18 protein-coding genes, 2 tRNA genes and 1 pseudogene are annotated in these 18,360 nt (G+C 55.8%); 7 read left to right on the top strand and 14 right to left on the bottom strand.

Annotated elements, in window-relative coordinates; genetic code table 11:
- Positions 1 to 41 precede the first annotated feature (41 nt).
- Both PVA48_RS14440 and PVA48_RS14435 read left to right on the top strand, forming a co-directional pair.
- Entirely contained in the window at positions 42 to 269 is a 228-nt protein-coding gene (locus PVA48_RS14440; protein WP_146021168.1) for a hypothetical protein, read from the top strand.
- An 86-nt stretch (positions 270 to 355) separates the two neighbouring features.
- Complete coding sequence (locus PVA48_RS14435) at positions 356 to 1,729, top strand: NADase-type glycan-binding domain-containing protein (protein WP_146021169.1); 1,374 nt, start codon at positions 356 to 358, stop codon at positions 1,727 to 1,729.
- Positions 1,730 to 1,832: 103 nt separating this feature from the next.
- Here the strand turns inward: PVA48_RS14435 and PVA48_RS14430 are convergent, their stop codons facing one another.
- Positions 1,833 to 2,552, bottom strand: coding sequence for a TIGR02206 family membrane protein (locus PVA48_RS14430; protein WP_022398231.1), 720 nt, complete (start codon positions 2,550 to 2,552; stop codon positions 1,833 to 1,835).
- A 290-nt stretch (positions 2,553 to 2,842) separates the two neighbouring features.
- Between PVA48_RS14430 and PVA48_RS14425 the strand changes: the two genes are divergently transcribed.
- Positions 2,843 to 3,127 carry a thioredoxin domain-containing protein gene (locus tag PVA48_RS14425; protein WP_423232537.1) on the top strand — a complete coding sequence of 95 codons (285 nt, stop codon included), beginning with the start codon at positions 2,843 to 2,845 and terminating at the stop codon, positions 3,125 to 3,127.
- A 251-nt stretch (positions 3,128 to 3,378) separates the two neighbouring features.
- Here PVA48_RS14425 and PVA48_RS14420 read toward each other — a convergent pair whose 3' ends face one another.
- On the bottom strand, positions 3,379 to 3,504 hold the full coding sequence (locus PVA48_RS14420) for a hypothetical protein (RefSeq protein ID WP_257229062.1): 126 nt from the start codon (positions 3,502 to 3,504) through the stop codon (positions 3,379 to 3,381).
- 112 nt (positions 3,505 to 3,616) lie between these two features.
- Between PVA48_RS14420 and PVA48_RS14415 the strand changes: the two genes are divergently transcribed.
- From PVA48_RS14415 to PVA48_RS14405, 3 genes are all read left to right on the top strand, one after another.
- The gene (locus PVA48_RS14415; RefSeq protein WP_423231946.1) at positions 3,617 to 4,096 is read left to right on the top strand and encodes a PA14 domain-containing protein; all 480 of its coding nucleotides are present in this window, start codon (positions 3,617 to 3,619) and stop codon (positions 4,094 to 4,096) included.
- A 62-nt stretch (positions 4,097 to 4,158) separates the two neighbouring features.
- Complete coding sequence (locus PVA48_RS14410; protein ID WP_423231945.1) at positions 4,159 to 4,494, top strand: hypothetical protein; 336 nt, start codon at positions 4,159 to 4,161, stop codon at positions 4,492 to 4,494.
- A gap of 188 nt (positions 4,495 to 4,682) precedes the next feature.
- Entirely contained in the window at positions 4,683 to 5,183 is a 501-nt protein-coding gene (locus tag PVA48_RS14405) for a hypothetical protein (RefSeq protein ID WP_423231944.1), read from the top strand.
- Positions 5,184 to 5,385: 202 nt separating this feature from the next.
- On the opposite strand, the pseudogene PVA48_RS14400 reads toward PVA48_RS14405, so the two are convergent.
- The 10 genes and pseudogenes from PVA48_RS14400 to PVA48_RS14355 form a co-directional block, all read right to left on the bottom strand.
- Positions 5,386 to 6,601, bottom strand: a pseudogene (locus PVA48_RS14400) (aspartate kinase).
- Between the two features lie 21 nt (positions 6,602 to 6,622).
- On the bottom strand, positions 6,623 to 7,951 hold the full coding sequence (locus PVA48_RS14395; protein ID WP_022398237.1) for a homoserine dehydrogenase: 1,329 nt from the start codon (positions 7,949 to 7,951) through the stop codon (positions 6,623 to 6,625).
- Positions 7,952 to 8,609: 658 nt separating this feature from the next.
- Positions 8,610 to 8,684, bottom strand: a tRNA-Gln gene (locus PVA48_RS14390).
- Between the two features lie 95 nt (positions 8,685 to 8,779).
- Entirely contained in the window at positions 8,780 to 9,283 is a 504-nt protein-coding gene (locus PVA48_RS14385) for a threonine/serine exporter family protein (protein WP_022398238.1), read from the bottom strand.
- A complete protein-coding gene (locus PVA48_RS14380; RefSeq protein ID WP_022398239.1) occupies positions 9,280 to 10,056 on the bottom strand; it encodes a threonine/serine ThrE exporter family protein in 777 nt (258 codons plus the stop codon). Before PVA48_RS14380 ends, PVA48_RS14385 begins: the two co-directional genes overlap by 4 nt.
- 31 nt (positions 10,057 to 10,087) lie before the next feature.
- Entirely contained in the window at positions 10,088 to 10,861 is a 774-nt protein-coding gene (locus PVA48_RS14375) for a vitamin B12 dependent-methionine synthase activation domain-containing protein (RefSeq protein ID WP_423231943.1), read from the bottom strand.
- Positions 10,862 to 10,924: 63 nt separating this feature from the next.
- Entirely contained in the window at positions 10,925 to 13,846 is a 2,922-nt protein-coding gene (gene metH, locus PVA48_RS14370) for a methionine synthase (RefSeq protein ID WP_423231942.1), read from the bottom strand.
- A 1,555-nt stretch (positions 13,847 to 15,401) separates the two neighbouring features.
- Positions 15,402 to 15,560 (bottom strand): hypothetical protein, encoded by a 159-nt coding sequence (locus PVA48_RS14365; RefSeq protein ID WP_423231941.1) that lies wholly within the window; start codon positions 15,558 to 15,560, stop codon positions 15,402 to 15,404.
- 67 nt (positions 15,561 to 15,627) lie between these two features.
- Positions 15,628 to 16,017 (bottom strand): PA14 domain-containing protein, encoded by a 390-nt coding sequence (locus PVA48_RS14360; RefSeq protein WP_423231940.1) that lies wholly within the window; start codon positions 16,015 to 16,017, stop codon positions 15,628 to 15,630.
- 72 nt (positions 16,018 to 16,089) lie between these two features.
- Positions 16,090 to 16,362 carry a hypothetical protein gene (locus PVA48_RS14355; RefSeq protein ID WP_102728837.1) on the bottom strand — a complete coding sequence of 91 codons (273 nt, stop codon included), beginning with the start codon at positions 16,360 to 16,362 and terminating at the stop codon, positions 16,090 to 16,092.
- Positions 16,363 to 16,582: 220 nt separating this feature from the next.
- On the opposite strand from PVA48_RS14355, the gene PVA48_RS14350 reads away from it, so the two are divergent.
- Positions 16,583 to 16,658, top strand: a tRNA-Ala gene (locus PVA48_RS14350).
- A gap of 223 nt (positions 16,659 to 16,881) precedes the next feature.
- Here the strand turns inward: PVA48_RS14350 and PVA48_RS14345 are convergent.
- Both PVA48_RS14345 and PVA48_RS14340 read right to left on the bottom strand, forming a co-directional pair.
- Complete coding sequence (locus PVA48_RS14345; protein ID WP_102728836.1) at positions 16,882 to 17,388, bottom strand: hypothetical protein; 507 nt, start codon at positions 17,386 to 17,388, stop codon at positions 16,882 to 16,884.
- Positions 17,389 to 17,808: 420 nt separating this feature from the next.
- On the bottom strand, positions 17,809 to 18,246 hold the full coding sequence (locus PVA48_RS14340) for a pyrimidine dimer DNA glycosylase/endonuclease V (protein WP_102728835.1): 438 nt from the start codon (positions 18,244 to 18,246) through the stop codon (positions 17,809 to 17,811).
- Positions 18,247 to 18,360: the final 114 nt, after the last annotated feature.

Raw genomic sequence — 18,360 nt, 5'->3', positions numbered from 1 at the left:
TGTTGATTATTACCAGTGAATGAATTTTATTGATTAATAACATGGTAAAGCATCTGATGTCCATGCCGGTTTTCTATCCGGTTGGGAGCGGCCTCCTTCTGCTCCCCTTCATAAGGGCGCCGCTCTTCACCCATCCGGCAAAAAGTCGTTCCGGAAAAGTCTCAACAAGCCCTTTTAAAAAACATGGGACAACATTCCTGGGCTTGAAACGAATGCCTGCCGGCTACGGATTTTACGGATTAAAAAATGGCTTCTCCCTTGTTTTTTAAGGCGGGAAGCAGGAGGAGGAAAAGGCTTTTCCATCTGCCTCAAATGAGCCTTGATGAACGTGCTGCAAGGCGTTATTTTAACGGCCATGAGATTGGCTACCCTGATCTGGTTGACCGGCGCCGTGTGCTGCATGCCGGTTCTGGCCGCAGACCCTCAGCATAAGGAACAGAGCGCCGCAGAAAAGGCCCCGCAGCCCCGGTCGCGGAACGTCTCCCTTCAATGCATTGCTCCGGCGCCCGGCTTGCCGGTCCCCATGGATTTGACGCAGGCGGACGGAATCCGGCTGAACGCCCTGGACGTTACCGTGTCCCTGAAACAGCACCAGGCCTTTCTGATTTACACCTGCGCGCTGGACATCCCCAAAGGCGTCAAGGGCAAGACCATCTCCGTGGGCGTGCCGTTCCAGTATGATCCGCCGGATGAACAGGCCAATGCCGCAAAGCCGGAGCCCATACGCAACCTGCCTTTTACGAAGGCGGTGCAGGACGTCGTGACGTCCGTGGACGATTTGAAATGTGATTCCTCCCTGGTGGAAGGACGGCATCTTCAGGCGGACGCTCCCACCATGTCCCCCGTTGCCGGAATCACCCACTGGCTGGTGGCCCAGGTTCCCAACAAGGCGGGTACTCATGTGCTTACCTTCCAGTTTTCCGTGCCTTATACGCAGGATATTGCCATTACGCCGGAACCGAAGGTCAACATGGGGGAACCCCGTCTGACGCTGCTCGCCTCTCCGGTGATGACCTGGACGGGAGGCACCCCCAGGGCGGTCGTGAATGTATACAGCTCGGAGATGACCAACCAATCCGTCAAGCTGGACCCGTCCGCAGATGCCAAATCCATTGTGACTACGCCCAAAGGCGTTTATACCTGGTCCCTGCTGGGAGCGGACGGCAGGCCCTATGCTTCCTCCGTGGTGCTGACGCCCGGCCCCGGCTGGGTGCTGGACAAGGACGGCCAGGTCACCATCCGCGGTGAAAAGGGAACCCTGACGGACCAGTATGATGTGACGGCCAGCTCTACTCTGGAGAAGGACCCCTACGGCGCACTGTGCTCCCCGGATAACCTGAAGAACGGCACCGGCTATTGGGCGGAAGGCGTTTCCGGAGACGGGCAGGGGGAAACCCTGGAAATCAAGCTCAAGAATCCGGGACGGCTGCTGGGCATCATGCTGGAAACCGGCATTTCCCCGGTGACCAATCCGGAAAGGGATACGGAAGCGCGGCGGCATCCGAACATAGCCTATTCCATGTTCAGCCGCCCCAAAGTCATCCAGGTAACGCTGAACGGTAATTACACCTTTGACGCCACGCTGCGGGATGACTGGACGCCCCAGATCGTCGTGCCGCCGTACTACAGGCAGCCTGTGCACACCATCAAGATCAGGATAGATTCCATCTATCGCGGAACCGGAACGTCGGACACCTACATCGGCATCCTCAAGCCTATTGTCCAATAAAAGGCTCGTTCCGGCCCTTCTTGTCCGGAATCGGGAGTCCGCGCCTTTCCTCTTTCGCAGTAGTTCCGGCATGAACAGCCTGGCGCGGATGGTGGGGCCTTTCTCAATGATGGAACAGGGAACTGCCCGTGCGTCCTCTGGGATAATGGCGGAAGGGAAGCGTGAGCAGGTACATCAGCACGAGCGCCGGAATCTGCATCCACAGCAGGTACCAGGGCCACGGCCCGAACAGGTCCAGCACGGAGCCGCCCGCAGGCGTAGCCACAGTGAACCCGTAATTGGTTTCCAGAAGCATGTTGACGGGGTGGACGGCGGCCAGATATACGTTCGCCAGCAGAAGGGCCCACAGGAAATCCCACCGCGCCGGCTTCCATTCCAGGGCCAGCGGCAGGTAAAGGGCCGTGATGACCGTTACGCCGTGGGACAGGAAAAAGGCGAAGTACGTCCACGACGGGAAATCGTGGGCCACGGATGGGGTGAGCAGCCCCTGCAAGGTGGCGCACAGCACGCAGTAGTACACCACGGAGCGCAGCAGGCGGGAGGGAATCCACAGGCTCAGGGCGCAGAGCACCTGCATGACGGAGCAGAAATGCAGGGGAAGCATCCACGTCCAGCTCTTTTCCGGTTCATCCGCCAGCATGGCGGCCAGGTCCGGAACCAGGCTGAACAGGCAGGCGACTCCCAGCCAGAACGTGGTGCGGTTCCTGACGGTTTTCTTGTAGGACTGCCCCAGTTCCATGATGCAAACTCCCGCCGCCAGAAGAACGGCCAAAGCCGCCCAGTGGGAAACCCCTGCAAATTCCAGTGGAGGGACGCCGTTCATGCAACGGCTACCATAACAGAGAAGGGGGGCGGGGGCAACGCGAAAAGCGGGACGGGTTTCAGTCTTGCAAATTCGCCTTCCCCGGGCATACTTGCCTGCGGAATGAAACAGGGCTTGTTCATATTGGTCAGCGGCCTGCTGATGGCCGGCCTGACCGGATGCGACGATTCCAGCGAACGGCGCGCCCGCTACGCGGAGAAGAAGCCCGCTCCGCGCCCCCTGGAAAGAACGTTTGACCCTCCCAAAAAAGTTCTCCCCCCGCGGAGCCTAAAAAGAAGGCCCCCGTGTGGATGGACTACAAGGGGGAGGACATGCGGCAGCTCACGGAACTCTCCGGCCGCAAGGTGCTGATTGTCTTTTATGCCCCTTGGAGCCGCCCGGCCACGGACTACGTGCAGGCGGTCAAGTCCTACGCCGCGGCGCAGGACGGCAAGGCGTTCGCCGTGCTGATTGACGCAGACGCTTATCCGGACGTGGCCCGCAAGTACGGGCTGGAAGCCGTTCCGCTAACGGTCCTGTATCTGGAAGGCATGAAGCTGAAGGAAATGGTCGGCGGCGTTTCCGCCCCCGCCTGAACGAACTGATTGAACAGACCATACGGGTGCAGTAAAGGAATTTCCTTTGCGGCCTCTGCATGGTTACAGGGAAAAATGACCAATTCCCTGTAGATGAACACTCGTCAATAGTCCGGAGAGGTATATTCCTTCTGGAGGCGCCTCTTATATTTCGTATTGGAGACGGTTTGGCAAAATTCCGGAATGTGCAGGCGGAAGGCGCATTTATTTCCTCCCGGGACGGAGAGATTGGAATGTTTAATTATTGGCCATCAATGCTTGTATTTTTGATGCCCTTTATTTTCACCTGATTCCTGCGCCGTTTCGGCCCTTTCCCTGTCTGCCGAATACGCGTTGAACGTGTTGATGGGGAGAAGGAAATCTTTCAAGGTGACCATGGACTGAATGACCAGTTCATTCAACAATAAATGAATTGAAAACATAAACACTATGGCTATATCAACTATACCATTTCACCCGCTCGACGCTGAAAATAATCCTCGTTACAAGGTGAAGAAAAAAGACGCTCCCAAAATCGTCTGGCACAAGACGGAAGAAACCGGCGTCCATGACTGGGAAGGATACATCCGTATCCCCTTTGACAAGGAATATGCCTTTACCATTCAGATGGACGACAACGGCTACCTGGAAATAGACAACCAGAAAGTGGTGGAACTCAAGGACGGCAACTCATCCAAGAAGGCGGAGGGCAAGAAGGAACTCAAGCAAGGTTACCATTACGTCAAGCTCCATCATGAGAACCTGAAGGTTCCGGATGCCATTGCCCCCTATCCCAATGCGGAAGAATTCGTTCCTCAAATGGATGGGGCTGACCTGGAACTTTGGGAAATTGATGCCCCCGTCAATCTTTGGAAGACGGAGGATGCCCAAAAACTGCTGAAATGCTACAATGTGGTGGATTATGTCACCATGCCCAATCCCGGACAGGTTTGGTCCTACATCGGGGGTGGCTCTATCAGGCCCACCTGAAGGAAATTGAGGACAATGTACCTGAGCAATTGCGCAGCTATTATAACAGCTGCGCCCTGCGCATGAGTATCGCGCTGAGTTCCTTCGGAAAGGACTTGAAGAACGAAGCAGGGGCGGAGCTCATCGGAGACAAGGCGAATGCCGGCGCATTGGGAGGTAAAACCCACGTGATCATCCGTGCAAGGGACATGGCCGCTTATGTGCAAAAGCTCCTGGGCGACCCGGACTATGCCGACGGCCAGGATACAGGCTATTGCAGCCCGCAGCCGGGCGACATTATTGTGTTTGCCGGAAAGGGTCACGCAGGAATGTGTCCGGGAGACAACATCTCCATTGGCAGTTTCCTGACTGGCCCCATTTGGTTAATCAACCGGGCGACATTGAAAGACGCTGAATAATTCATCAACTTCTTTTTTACGGAGCGAATGCTTTAAAAGCATTCGCTCCGTTTTTGAACATAATGGGAAAGAAAGTAATCTACCCATTTCTATGGATAAAACACCACTCTTTTGTTGTTTGTTTTCCGGACTGATACCCGTATCGGCCAGCGCAGCGCCATCTTCCCCCCTTTCCCACGCAGGCTGAAGTGGCCGCGGATGCTTCTCTTTACAGCCCGGCCATGTACCTGCGGAGAAGCGACATTCTCCTGGCGGTTATTATTTATAAGACGGTAGAAACGGACCAGGAGATAACGTACTACGCCCGCGTCGTCCAATCTCTCCGGGGAGACATTCCTGTGGAGGCTTTGATCCAGTGGAGCTGGGCTGCCCATAAACACTCTGCGGTCAGCTTCTCCAAACCGGAACCGGGCAGCTCCCCTAAAACGGAACTGTATTCCGGTAATTATATGTATTATACCCTTGCCTCCTCCAAGGAGGTAAAAAAACTGCCGGACACGCCGGAATCTTTTGCTCCGGCGGACAGTATCCCGGGCCTGGATTCCTATGATCTGGGAGACGACGTCATTTACTTCCCGATGACGGAGAGTGATCGGGGCCGAGCTATAAGGAAACTCCTTCATATCGAACCCGCCAGGATCACCGCAGAATCGGAGGCCGCCCGCTTCCGGCCCTCTTCCGGCAAGTAACGCCTTACTCTTTTTTCTTTCCCTCTTTCCGGCAGGCCCTTCCTTGTTGCCCGGGCATGTTTCATCTCCCCGTCCGGTTCCTTTCAGGAAGCAGGCCTTTTTTTGTATTTCAGCATTCCCCTCCCTGTCCCGGACAGGGGGGAAATACATGAAAAAACCGGTTCACGTTTCCGTGAACCGGGCCTGAAAAAAGGGGGAAGTGTTAGACGCCCAGGTTGAACGCCCTGTGCACCACCCGGGCCGCTTCCTCAATGTCTGACTCGTCCACCATCACGGCAATCTTGATCTCCGAGGTGGAAATCATGCCGGTCTTGATGTTGGCGTCCGCCAGGGCCTTGAACGCGGTAGCTCCCACGCCGGAGTGGGAGCGCATGCCGATGCCTACCAGGGAAAGCTTGGCAAGACCCGCTTCCGTTTCCACCTTCACGGTGGAACCCAGGGCGGCCATGACCGGCTTGAGGGCAGCCTGGGCGCGGCCCAGTTCGTTGGAGGGCATGGTGAAAGACTGGCGGACGTAGCCGTCATGAGCGGTATTGGCCAGAATCATGTCCAGGTTAATTTCCGCTTCTGCCAGGGCGCCCAGTATCTGGGCCGTGTAGCCAATCTGGTCCGGAATGCCGGTAATGGTAACGCGGGCCTGGTTGCGGTCAATGGAAATGCCGCGGATGACGACGGCTTCCATGGAGGGAGTTTTCTTGCACGATTGTACCGGGGTTGGTGTTCATGGAGTTGCGAACTTCAAAGACGACGCCGAATTTTTTGGCGAATTCCACGGAGCGCGACTGCATCACCTTGGAACCGTTGGAGGCCATCTCCAGCATCTCGTCATATGAAAGGGTTTGTATCTTCTTGGCGTCTTTCACCACGCGGGGATCACAGGTGTACACGCCGTCCACATCTGTAAAAATCTGGCACACGTCCGCTTTCAGCGCGGCCGCGATGGCGATGGCGGAAAGGTCGGACCCCCCGCGGCCCAGCGTCTGGACCATTCCTTCTTCCGTGGCTCCCTGGAAGCCGGCGCAGATGAGGATGTTGCCTTCCAGCAGGTACTTGTTCATCAGCGTGGGGTTGATGCTGTGGATGCGGCCACGCGTATGGCTACCGAAGGTCGTGATGCCCGCCTGCGCCCCCGTGAAGGACATGGCTTTTTCCCCCAGCTCGTGCAGGGCCATGCAGAGCAGGGCGATAGACTGCTGCTCTCCGGTGGCCATCAGCACGTCAAGTTCGCGTTCGCAAGGGGATTCGGACAACTCTTTGGCCAGGCCGATCAGCTTGTCCGTCACCCCGCTCATGGCGGAAACGACGGCGACCACCTGGTTGCCGTCTTTGGCGGTGTCATGGATGCGGCGCGCCACATTGCGGATGCGGTCAATGGTGCCGACGGAGCTGCCCCCGAATTTTTGAACGATAAGAGCCATGTAACAGGATGATGATATAGGTTAGGATTGAGGAAGAAGGTGTTCGATGCGGAGTACGCGGGGTTCCGCCGCCACGCAGGAAATGCGGGCAATTTCCTCCAGGGCCTTCTGAAGCTGGCCCCACGGGCAGGAATGGAGGATGAAAACGAGGTCGTTCCACTGGGCTCCGTCTTCAGCGATATGGCTGGGAGCGGAGGAGGTGGCGGAAATGCCGATGCCGAAGGTGGCCAGAATGCGGGCTATCTCCGCAATGACGCCGGGCTGGTCCGCCACCTGGAAGCGGACGTAATACGGGGTGACCGTATCATTGATGTGCATGATTCCGCAGGACTTGGCATACGGATTGAACCCCGTATGGTATTCAGGATAGCGGCTTTCACGCATGGCGGTGATCACGTCGCTGATGACGGCGGAGGCTGTGGGATTTTTGCCCGCTCCGCGGCCGTAAAACAGCGTTTCCCCTACAATGTCTCCGTTGACGGAAATGGCGTTGAATACGCCGTTCACGGAGGCCAGGATATGCCAGTCATGGACAAAACAGGGCTGGACGCGCAGTTCCAGGGCGTCTTCCTGCCCTTCATGGTAGCGGATGACGACGAGGAGCTTGATGGTATACCCCAGCTTCCTGGCGAACTCGAAATCCCGGCTGGTGATGTTCTCAATGCCGCTGACGTAAATCTTGTCAGGGGAAATAGTGGTTCCGTACGCCAGCATCGCCAGGATGAGGGCCTTGTGGGCGGCGTCCCAGCCGTTGACGTCCAGGGAGGGATCTTCTTCCGCAAAGCCCAGCTTCTGGGCCTGGACCAGGGCGTCCGCGTAATCGGCCCCGTGTTCCCCCATGGCGGAGAGGATGTAATTGGACGTTCCGTTGATGATGCCGACAATGGAATTGATATGGTTGCAGATCAGGGAATTCTGCAGGCTCTGGATGATGGGGATGCCGCCTCCGGCGGAAGCTTCAAAATAAATGGGCGTGCCCATTTCCGCGGAAAGCTTGAAAATCTCCGCGCCGTACTCCGCCAGAAGAGCCTTGTTTCCCGTGACGACGGGTTTCCCGGCGCGGAGGGCCAGCGTCACCAGCTCGTAAGCCTGGCGCGTGCCGCCGATCAGTTCGATGACGATGTCTATTTCCGGGTCATTCACCAGGTCCTGCCAGTCGTCCGTCAGCAGCTCCTGGGGAACGGCGGTTTCCCTGGGTTTTTCCAGATTGCGCACGGCGATGCGCTTGATTCTGAAAGGAATCTTGCTCCGGGCTTCCAGAAGGGAGTGGTTGCGGCACAGCGTTTCATAAACGCCGGAACCGACCGTTCCCAGCCCGGCAAGCCCAAGTTGTATAGGTTTTTCCGTCATTCCTGCCGGGGGATTATGCAAAAAAATCCCTGTAACGCAAGAGCTTTTACCGTCTGGAAATGCCACGTGACCCTCGTCCGGAGGGCGTGGAAACGGGGGAAAGTGGAAAGGGTGGCCGTTACTCCGTTCCCCTGGCTCCTCCGGATAATCTCCGGAAGTGCCCGTTCCGTTTTCTGTTCCAAATTTTGTAAGGGGGAAATCCTTCTGTATTCTCCAGAAATAAATGGAGTGGGGGGGACGCCATGTTCATTCTGCCGTTGCCTGGGAATGGAAGCTTGATTAGTTCCTCCTGAGCGCTTCAAGCTATCCTTTCTGTCCACCAGGCTTGTCTGGTTTCCTGGCTAGCGTATTTAAAACATTTTCCGCAGCACAGCGGCGGGGAATTTCTCTCTTTCTTTGTGCCGTCCGGAGTCTAAAGGGGCCGGAACCCTTATTCCCGGCGCACGGCCGTGAATGAACATGCGGGAAGGACGGCTTCCTTACGCCCGGTGGCATCCCTGGTGCGCTGCAGGTTCACGAAGGTTCCGCCAGGACAACCGCCGTGCCGCAGGCCGGCAATTCACTGGGGCCGGGGGAAATCTCACTGCTGGCGAAATCGGGCAGGGAAACGGCGCCGGAAAAAGGCAGCAAAAAACCCTCCTTGAAGAGAGGGTTGGATTGGCAGCCCCACCAGGACTCGAACCTAGAAATACTGAACCAAAATCAGGTGTGTTACCAATTACACTATGGGGCTGTCTTGCACTGGCATTCCTGCCGTTGCGGGGCGTAGTAAACCATACGGGGCGTAGTCTGGCAAGAGAAAAATGTCCCGGTTCCGGCGTTTGGCGGTCAATGTTCCGGCTTGATGATGCGGGTATAGCTCAACCGTTTGAACATCAGCATGGGAATGGCTACTCCGATCACCAGGGAGAAGATGATGAAGAACGCCGTGATGCCGTTCTTGCAAATCTCTACAATCAGCCGGTTCATGGTGGCCGTGTCCTGGTTCTCCTGCATGAACTGCATCAGGGCCAGGATGGTCTTGTAGGCGTACACGCCCGGAATCATCGGCAGCAGGGAGGGGAAGGCGAAAATCTCCGCCGGGCACTTCACCAGCTTGGCCGTCATGACGCCCAGCATGCCTATGGTGAAGGCGGCGATAAAGGTAGCGCTGGAAATGTCAATGGACCAGGAATGCAGCATGTAAAACCGGAAGGCGTGGCCGATGGCCGCCAGCAGGGCGGAAACGGCAATGGCGCGCTTGGGCGGATTGGAGATGACGGCAAACCCCGTGGCGGCAATGGCGGCCATCAGGCCGTCCAGGAGGATGGAGGAAAGAAAATCCGGACTCATAAGCTGTTTACCCCCACGATGAGCATGGTTGCGGAAAGGCCGATGGTGATGCAGGAAATCATCATGATGGAATGGACGCCGCGTGAGATGCCCATCAGGATGTGGCCGTGCATCAGGTCCATGATGGAATTGATCATCTGAACGCCGGGAACCAGGAACAGGACGCTGGTGGCCAGGGCGATCTGAGGCGTGGAGCCGAGCTGGAAGATGACGGCGCACGCGGCCGCCATGGAAGCGGCGAAGGCGGAAAGGATAATGACGCCCAGCGGATTGTACTTCAACCGGGAAAGCTGCTGTTTTACCAGGAAGCCCAGCAGGGTGGCGGCGAACACGGTCAGCATGGCCCACAGGTCCCCGTTGAACAGGCGGCAGAAGGCGGCGTTGCCCACGCTGACCAGAAGCAGGTCCGTCCAGCGGGAAAACCTCTTGGTGCGCACGATGGAGCGGAACGCCTGCTCCATCTCCGCAATGCTGACGTTGTTGTCCACCGGGAGCCAGCTCAATTCGCTGAGTTGCTGGATCAGGTTCAAGTTGAACGCCAGGGGCTTCAGCTTCCGGACGGAGGTGCGGCGCAGCGTCTCGTCATCCTTGCAGATCAGGCTCATGGTGATATTGCGCTGGAAAATGGTCATATCCGCACTGTACCCGTACGCGGCGGCAATGCGGGAAATATTGCGCACGGCGCGGTTGGTGTGCACCCCTGCGCCCATAAGCGTGGTGGCGTACTCCAGCAGGAACTCTGAAAGGGCCTGTATTTGGTCGGTATGCTGCATAAAGGGGAAAGGCGGAATAAAAACGGGAAAGTCAGGAATGGGCGGCCTGTCTTCTGGCGGCGTAATCCTTCTGCTGGTCCTCCCCGGTGACGCCCACGGAAAAATAGGTGCTTTCCGGGTGGGAGAACACGAGGGCGCAGACGGAGGAAACGGGCTGCATCATCCAGGTCTCCGTCAGGTTCATGCCCGCTTCCTCCCGGGCATGAAGCAGGCCGAACACGGTTTCCTTCTCCCGGTGGTCCGGCTGGCTGGGGTAGCCGCAGGCGGGGCGCACCCCTGACTCTTCCGGAATATTCCACAAAAGGCGCAGCTTGCCATGGGCGATGGAAGCGAAAGCCTCCACCAGGCGGTCCGCCAGGGAGCTGACCAGCAGGGCGCGGTAGGAATCATTCCTGGCTTCCCATTCCTTCGCCCAGCGCCTGGACCCGTGAATGCTGACGGCCATGGCCCCCACATAATCCTTCACCCTCTCGGGAGCGATGAAATCCGCCAGCGCCAGCCTGGTCTTTCCCTGCTTGTTCAACTGCTGGCGCTGGGTCAGCAGGATGGCCTGCGGAACGTTTCTGGATTCATCCGTCCAGACGGTGATGTCGTCATGGCTGGCCGTGGAATTGGCCGGGAAAATGCCGATGACGCCGCGGGCCTGGTAGCGGTTCTCCTTTACGGCCTGTTCCAGCAGGTCGCGGGCGTCCTGGTACAGGGCCGCGGCCGCCTCCGCCTTGGAAGGATCCTTCGTCCGGAATTCCTGGGCGGCGCGGTTCCAGGAGCCGTGCAATTCCCAGGCGTGGAAAGGGGGTCCAGTCAATGCGCTCAATCAGCTCCTCCACGGTCACGTAATAGCGCGGATTGTCACTGCAGCAGCCGCAGCTCACGGAGCTGTGCAGACTGCCGATGGAAACCGTCCCCAGCCGTGCGGGCACGGGGGAACGTAGCCGTCCGCCGCCCCCTTCCAGCGCAATTCACGGGCTTCCTCCAGGGGCAGGAGGTCGCGGACGGGCTTGTTTTCATGCCTGTTGCGCAACTCCTCCTGCCGGGCCTTCACGGCGGCGATGTAGGAATCCTTCTTCTCGCTCACCAGGGAGGCGGCCGCGGGCACCACCTGGGAGGCGTCTACCGTGTGCACCACGGCGCCCTTGTAATGGGGGGCGATTTTCAGGGCCGTATGCAGGGCGGACGTAGTGGCGCCACCCACCATCAGGGGAATGGTCATCCCCCGGCGTTCCATCTCCGCGGCCACGTGGGACATCTCCTCCAGGGAAGGGGTGATCAGGCCGGAAAGCATCACCAGGTCCGCCTGTTCCGCCTCCGCCCGGTCCAGAATGGTATCACAATGGACCATCACGCCCAGGTCAATCATCTCAAAACCGTTGCACCCCAGCACCACGCCCACGATATTCTTGCCGATGTCGTGCACGTCCCCCTTCACGGTGGCGATTACGGCCTTCCCCGTCTTGGAGGAGCCCTTGCTGTCCTCTTCAATATACGGGGTGAGCCACGCCACGGCCTGCTTCATCACGCGGGCGCTCTTCACCACCTGCGGCAGGAACATCTTGCCGTCCCCGAACAATTGGCCCACGGCCTTCATGCCGTCCATCAGCGGGCCTTCAATCACGCTCAGCGGGGAACCCAGCTCCTGGAACGCCTCCGCCGTATCCGCGTCCACAAACTCGGTAATGCCCTTGATAAGGGAATACTCCAAGCGTTTGGCGACGTCCTGTTCCCGCCATTCCAGCACGGGCTTCTTCTCCGTTCCGGCCTCCGTCTTCTCCGCAGCCAGCTTTTCCGCGTAATCCGTCAGTCGTTCCGTGGCGTCCGGATCCCGGTTCAGCAGCACATCTTCAATCAGCTTCAGCCTGTCCTTGGGAATATTATCGTACACCTCCAGCATGCCGGCATTCACGATGCACATATCCAGCCCCTGCCGGGTGGCGTGGTACAGGAAAGCGGAATGCATGGCCTCCCGCACCGGGTTGTTCCCGCGGAAGGCAAAGGACACATTGGAAATGCCGCCGGAAATGTGGGTGTGCGGCAGGTTTTGGGAAATCCAGCCCGCGGCCTTGAAGAAATCCAGGGCGTAATTGGCGTGCTCCGGAATCCCGGTGCCGACGGTCAGCACGTTCGGGTCAAAAATAATATCCTCCGGCGGGAACTGCACGCGGTTCACCAGCAGGTCATAAGCCCGTTTGCAGATGCGGACGCGGTCGTCGTAATTGGAAGCCTGCCCCTGCTCGTCAAAAGCCATCACCACGGCCGCCGCGCCGTACCTCTTAATCAGGGCCGCCTTCTTCAGGAACTCCTCTTCACCCTCCTTCAGGGAAATGGAATTCACGATTCCCTTGCCCTGCATGCATTGCAGGCCCGCTTCCAGCACTTCCCACTTGGAGGAATCCACCATGAAAGGGACGCGGGCGATATCCGGCTCCGCGGAAACGAGATTAAGAAAGCGGACCATGGCCTCGGAGCCGTCGATCAGGCCGTCGTCAAAACAGAAATCCAGCACCACGGCTCCATTCTCCACCTGCTGGCGGGCAATGGATACCGCTTCCTCATAATTCCCTTCACGAATCAGGCGCGCAAATTTGGGGGAACCCGCCACATTGCAGCGTTCCCCCACAAAAAGGGTATTCTTCTCCCGCGTATGATTGTACGCCTCATAACCGGACAGGCGCAGCACGGGCTCCTGCGCGGTTGGAACGCGGGGAGCCAGGCCTTCCACGGCAGCGGCAATGGCGCCGATATGTTCCGGCGTGGTGCCGCAGCAGCCGCCCACGATATTCAGCAGGCCCAGGGACGCGTACTCCTTCATGAACCGGGCCATGTCCTCCGGAAGAAGGTCGTAGCCGGTGGGGCTGAGAGGGTTGGGAAGCCCGGCATTCGCGTAAATGGACACGTAGCAATCCGCCAGGCCGGAAAGCTCCTCCGCAAAGGAGCGCATCAGGTCCGGCCCCAGGGCGCAATTGATGCCCACGGAAAAAGGGCGGACGTGACGAATGGAATTCCAGAACGCTTCAATCGTCTGGCCGGACAGCGTGCGTCCGGCCTTGTCCGTCAGCGTGACGGACACCATGACCGGAACGGCGGCCTCCGGCTGTTCCTCAAAAATCTCTTCAATGGCGAACAGGGCCGCCTTGGCGTTCAGCGTGTCGAAAATCGTCTCCACCAGCAGCATGTCCACTCCTCCTTCCAGCAGGGCCAGAACCTGGTCGCGGTAGGCTTGCCTCAGCTGGCGGAAATTCACGGCCCGGAAGCCGGGATTGTTCACGTCCGGGGACAGGGAGCAGGTAACGGGCATGGGACCGATGGAGCCGGCCACAAAGCGCGGCCTGCCGTCTGACGCTTCCGCTTCGTCACATGCCTGACGGGCCAGTGCGGAAGCTGCCATGTTCAAATCCCTGACCAGGGCCTTCAATTCAGGGGCATCCACCACCTCCTGGAAATACTCCTGGTCCTTGCGCCGTCCTTCTTCCGGACGGTGCCAGAAGTAATCATGCTGGCCGATGCTGGTAGCGCCGAAAGTGCAGGTTTCCAGAATATCCGCGCGACCCGTATCCAGAAAGCGGCGGTGAATATCCAGAATGATTTCCGGCCTGGTCAGCACCAGCAGATCGTTATTATTCTTCAGGTCGTTGGGGTAGCGGGCCGCATCCGCAAAACGTTCTCCACGGTAATCCTCCTCCTCCAGCCTGAACTTCTGGATATTGGTGCCCATGGCGCCATCCAGGATGACGACCCTCTTGCGCAACTGGTCTTTCAGATAATCAAGGCGTTCTATTCTGGATGCTCTGGTCATACGGCGCGGAAAATCTAACGTTCGTCCGTGTTTGGAACAAGGACAATTGGCGTCACACATCCTCTGAAGAAGCCTTCCCTGGAATGTACATTTAAAATCCCCCTTATTGGCCCTCATTCTGTGCCGTGGAAATGAATGGAAAACCGTATTCAAGGGAACAGGAAGCTGATGGCCGATGACATGCCTGTGGTAAATAAACAAACGCTGCAGGGAGTAGCTGGCTTCCTTCTTCCGCTAAAGAGGAGGTGACGGGAAATTCCATATATCCGGTGCCCGGAAAAGATTTTTTTCCTGGCTTCCCGTAAATAATGGGGCAGTTACGGTATATTCTTTTGGGCGGGCATGTGGTCGTAGCTGGCACCGGCAATGCTTTAGAAAACGGTTTTTTTGGAGTAGGGAGAGAGATGAAAAATCACTGCGGAAAAGGCTACAAGGAATGAAAAGGGAAACCGATTGAATGGTGGATTGCTGACCGGAAGCTTACTCCGTAATTTTAGCCTGTGGCGGCAGGAGTGGAGGAATTGGCGCCGGAAACAAACGCTTCCTGGCATTTCTCCCTTCTTAGGCCATGAGAGGAAATGAGGGATGATGGAAAACAGTTTTCCTGCCTTTCTCATTCTGTTGTTGAGGGAGGGTCTTGAGTGAGAATCTGCTGTTCCTTTCCCGGATAGCCTTTCCGTATTTCACGATTTGCCGCCGTGGAAAAGAAGTTCAAGTTCTGGACAAAAGAAAAAAAAGAAATGTAAATAGAATGTGAATAACAGGTGTATAAATGAAATGGAATATCTGTAAAAAAGTTATGGAATAATCATAAAATAAATGAATTGGATAAATCTTGACCAGGCTTGCAGAAAAGCCTGGTGCCGTTTCCGGTTCAATGCCGGAGAAATTACCCGTGCCGAGCACTAAGGCCCCATTATTCCTTTTCGTTACATATCTTATTGAGCAGCACAAGAAATTGCCGCACGGCAAGCAGGCGTTTAAGTAACCGGAATGAAGACGGATTTCTAATCCGTGGTCAAGTTCCTACCTTGAAGGGAAAGGATTTGAGAAAAAATTCCCGATGGTTCAAAGACATCCATCTGGGAACGGAAGCCTACCGGTTTCGTATGAAACGTAAAATCCCAAGGGAGAGGGAAAGGAACATTTTCCTTCTGTTAGCGTACTTTTCAAGGGCCGGGAGGCCCTTATTCCCAGGACTTTCCTCTTCTTTATATCCTGGGGGGATGGTAGCGCTCCCCGGAGAAGAAAGGCTTCTCTGCCGAAAAACCTTACAGGGCTTATGTGACCACGGATTAGAAATCCGCTAAATTGGTTTCAGTGGGTGTTTTGGCATTTTTGGTGTCAGGCCGCTCCAATTAACTACATGATATACGACGAGAAAAACCGGACTTCCCTGACGTGGGGAGGTCCGGTTTTTTATCATGCCAGGGGAAGTTATTTCCTTTTCCGGCAATGGAAATTCATGGGAAACACTCCTTTTCCTAATGATAAATTGGTCATGTGCCTTGAAAAAATATAGAGGAGCAGGAAGGGGAGGAAATGGACAGGCTTCTCAATCAGCCGCTGCCGGAGGCTGGGGCTTGTCTTCCGGCAAAACGCCGGGAGGCACGAACAGTGCCGTGGACGGAATGATGACCGGAGAGGGAATGTCCGGACCGGACCAGGCAACGGACATATGGTCCGGACCTCCGTCCTCCTTGTGAATCACCACCAGAAAATAAAATCTGCCCGCTTCCAGTTGAACGGGTTCGGAAGCCTGGTTGGGCTGGTTGCTCCAATTATGGGGATTCTGAATACCCCTTCACCGTAGCAATGCAGGCCATATCCTTCTGGGTGGCGTCCTTGCCAAGCCACAGCTCCGCGGAATCGTCGGAAGACAGATAAAGACGGTACTTGCCGCTGACGGGTACCCGGAGCAGGGCGGAATAACGGGCTCCGTACTGGTCGCCCAGATTAGTTACATCCAGGCTGCTTATCCTGTGAACGGCTGATGCCGCTGTTTCAAAAACCTTCCCGTGCGTTAAATCTCTTACTGAGCTTCCCGGAATACCGAACCATAACTCCTGCGCTACGCCCGGGGAAGGCTCCCCGGCATCGGACGGGCCGGAAGCGGCTTCCGTCAGCAAGGCGCCGCACAGAAGGCTCAGGATGGGTAAAAAAACGTTCATGGATGAATGGGGCAGAGGGATACTCTCTGCAACGACTACGGACAGGATAGGGGCAACCTTTCAAAAACGGCGTCATTCCCGGGGTTCGGTGTCATGGGGGCTCTCCTGCTCCTGGCTGCCGTCCTTCTGGCGGCGGGAACCGCTTCTCCAGATCATCCAGCCGATCAGGAATGCCAGAACGCCCAGTCCGGCGACCCTCCGGGGAGTGGAAATGCCGCTGTCTTCCGTTTGGGCCGGTTGCCCCGTGTTTGCGGGAGGCTCCTGGGCATGCAGGGAACCGGCCAGGAAAAAAGCCGCCAGAGCGGCGGCGGAAAGCATGCGATGCTGAAAAAGGAGGCGTTTCATCGTTTATGAAAAGGTAAAATAGGAGTGAACCTTATTCAAACACATTTGTTCCGGCTGTTCCTGTTTCCGGGCATGCGCGGCTTGGAACTTCTTCCCGGTCCGGTATTTCCCGGAAAAAATCGTCCATGGTCATCTTTTTTGCAGAAAAAGCTTGCGTGTCTGCTGCTGTCATGATACTTTTTCCCCGTCCTCAACGGGACGCACCAAGACGAAAGTCAAGGGGGTATTAGCTCAGTTGGTAGAGCGCCTCAATGGCATTGAGGAGGTCAGCGGTTCGAACCCGCTATGCTCCACCAAATAAAGGCCTTAAAGCATGAACGCTTTAAGGCCTTTTCCGTTTTATCAACCGCATTGAAAGTCTGGCGGTCAGTGTTTGGTGGAAGGAAGAGAAGTGGAACAAAAGATATCATTTCAACATTTGTTGTTTGAGGAGACAATCTTGTTCCATTTCTTGTATGAACGTATGATATTAAGAAAATAAAAAACAGGTTTGAAACGTTGATTCTGTTTTGTTGTCCTTTACTTATTGGCGCGGAGCTGGTCAATCAGTGCCTTTCGGTCTTGGTATGCCTGCGAAGGAATTGTTAGCTTGCCATAATGATCGTCTGCTTTTTTCCAAGCCGCTTCCCACATAGCATCAGATAACGCAGGCAGAGCGGAATCTGGAAGCAATTCTTCCGAATAAGCCGTGAATTCCAGTTCATCCGGGGTCTTTGTTCTGAATTCCCCTTTGATTAATTGTGTTACATGCATCCTTTCATGACGCAGGGTGGAAATGCACTTGGCAAAAACTTCCTCCTCGTTAGTAGGGCTTGTCAGTATACGACGCAAATATGCAGGTTTGAACGTGATGCAGGGAGAGCTTTCCGTTCCTCCCGTTTTGGCATGCGCGTGGTCTCCTCCAAAATCTTTCACTTTGAGTTGGTAGGTTTTGTCCCCTTGAAAATAGGTATTGTTCAGAAAGTTGATAGCTTCATCATTTTGATTATTAGTGAGGTATGTTTTAAATGTATCCAGATTGCTCATGATAATTGGTTAGTGTTGACCAGGAATGGGAGGCGGTTGATTCTGCCATGGGAACGCTCAGCCTACAGATTCCGGTAATGTTGTTCCTACTCTTTTATTAGTTGGCTTTTCGGATTCTGCCATGTTGTCTGTCGACACCACGACTTTATCTTTGTTCAGGTCTCGTCCAAGTTTACCCGTTTCGAACGGCATTCTCCTTTTTTTAAAATAACGGCGAACTTTTCAAAAGATGGATGCATCGCAAGAATAACGTCATGGAAATAAACGATTCCATCACTCTTAGAGGCAGAAACAGTTCTCTCGTACATGATGACGTTGCAAAAATGCCGCTAGGGTGGGGCGACATGGACAATGATGCATCATCATTTGCTTGTTGGGCCAACCATTTTATCAAGATATATTTTAATCGTGATGTTGGGGTTAAGTGTACTTTTCCCAAGTACAAATATCGCCCGGAACCACTTGAAAAAGGGGATGGGGGAGAATGGATGTGGTTTGTTGTAGCAGGGAATATTGCTGAGGGGACCTTTTCCGGAGTTTGTTCAGTAGATGATGGAATTCGTATTCGAGCTGTTTATCCGGGAGAAGGAGGCGGGAAGAGGGCTGGCACGCACAAGGAGAAATTTTGCTTAAATCAAAGCTGTAGCCTCTGCGAATGGATTCTTCATGGACGGCTTTCAGGTAGAGGTCCATGGTTTGTAGGGGATTTCCCGTTTCCCGGAAACGGATGAGCTGGGGATGGCGGGTGTAGCCTTTTGTTTGTCCCAGCAGGACTTTCCGGGCGAGCAAGCCTTCCCTCCACAGGGCAATCAGGCCGATGGCATCCAGATAGGAAGGGTGGAGTGACCAAAGTCTCATGGTTTTTTGGACTGTGAAAGGTCACACAACGTTGATTCTCCCTGTGCAGCACACGAAAGGCTGCAGAGGAGGGTATGGATTTCAGGCTGTTCTGTGAGAAAGCCGCCGTTTCAG

The sequence above is a fragment of the Akkermansia sp. JRP_AM1 genome, from assembly GCF_049262625.1.
Taxonomy (GTDB): Bacteria; Verrucomicrobiota; Verrucomicrobiia; order Verrucomicrobiales; family Akkermansiaceae; genus Akkermansia; species Akkermansia massiliensis.
The sequence above is the reverse complement of the archived record's forward strand: the minus strand, read 5'-3'. Positions and strand labels throughout refer to the sequence as shown.

Bases quoted from the DNA above. Each gene is read 5' to 3' on its own strand.
- PVA48_RS14440 (WP_146021168.1), top strand. From the start codon at position 42: ATGGTAAAGCATCTGATGTCCATGCCGGTTTTCTATCCGGTTGGGAGC.
- PVA48_RS14435 (WP_146021169.1), top strand. From the start codon at position 356: ATGAGATTGGCTACCCTGATCTGGTTGACCGGCGCCGTGTGCTGCATG.
- PVA48_RS14430 (WP_022398231.1), bottom strand. From the start codon at position 2,552: ATGAACGGCGTCCCTCCACTGGAATTTGCAGGGGTTTCCCACTGGGCG.
- PVA48_RS14425 (WP_423232537.1), top strand. From the start codon at position 2,843: ATGGACTACAAGGGGGAGGACATGCGGCAGCTCACGGAACTCTCCGGC.
- PVA48_RS14420 (WP_257229062.1), bottom strand. From the start codon at position 3,504: ATGGTCACCTTGAAAGATTTCCTTCTCCCCATCAACACGTTCAACGCG.
- PVA48_RS14410 (WP_423231945.1), top strand. From the start codon at position 4,159: ATGAGTATCGCGCTGAGTTCCTTCGGAAAGGACTTGAAGAACGAAGCA.
- PVA48_RS14395 (WP_022398237.1), bottom strand. From the start codon at position 7,951: ATGACGGAAAAACCTATACAACTTGGGCTTGCCGGGCTGGGAACGGTC.
- PVA48_RS14385 (WP_022398238.1), bottom strand. From the start codon at position 9,283: ATGAGTCCGGATTTTCTTTCCTCCATCCTCCTGGACGGCCTGATGGCC.
- PVA48_RS14380 (WP_022398239.1), bottom strand. From the start codon at position 10,056: ATGCAGCATACCGACCAAATACAGGCCCTTTCAGAGTTCCTGCTGGAG.
- metH (WP_423231942.1), bottom strand. From the start codon at position 13,846: ATGACCAGAGCATCCAGAATAGAACGCCTTGATTATCTGAAAGACCAG.
- PVA48_RS14360 (WP_423231940.1), bottom strand. From the start codon at position 16,017: ATGAACGTTTTTTTACCCATCCTGAGCCTTCTGTGCGGCGCCTTGCTG.
- PVA48_RS14355 (WP_102728837.1), bottom strand. From the start codon at position 16,362: ATGAAACGCCTCCTTTTTCAGCATCGCATGCTTTCCGCCGCCGCTCTG.
- PVA48_RS14345 (WP_102728836.1), bottom strand. From the start codon at position 17,388: ATGAGCAATCTGGATACATTTAAAACATACCTCACTAATAATCAAAAT.
- PVA48_RS14340 (WP_102728835.1), bottom strand. From the start codon at position 18,246: ATGAGACTTTGGTCACTCCACCCTTCCTATCTGGATGCCATCGGCCTG.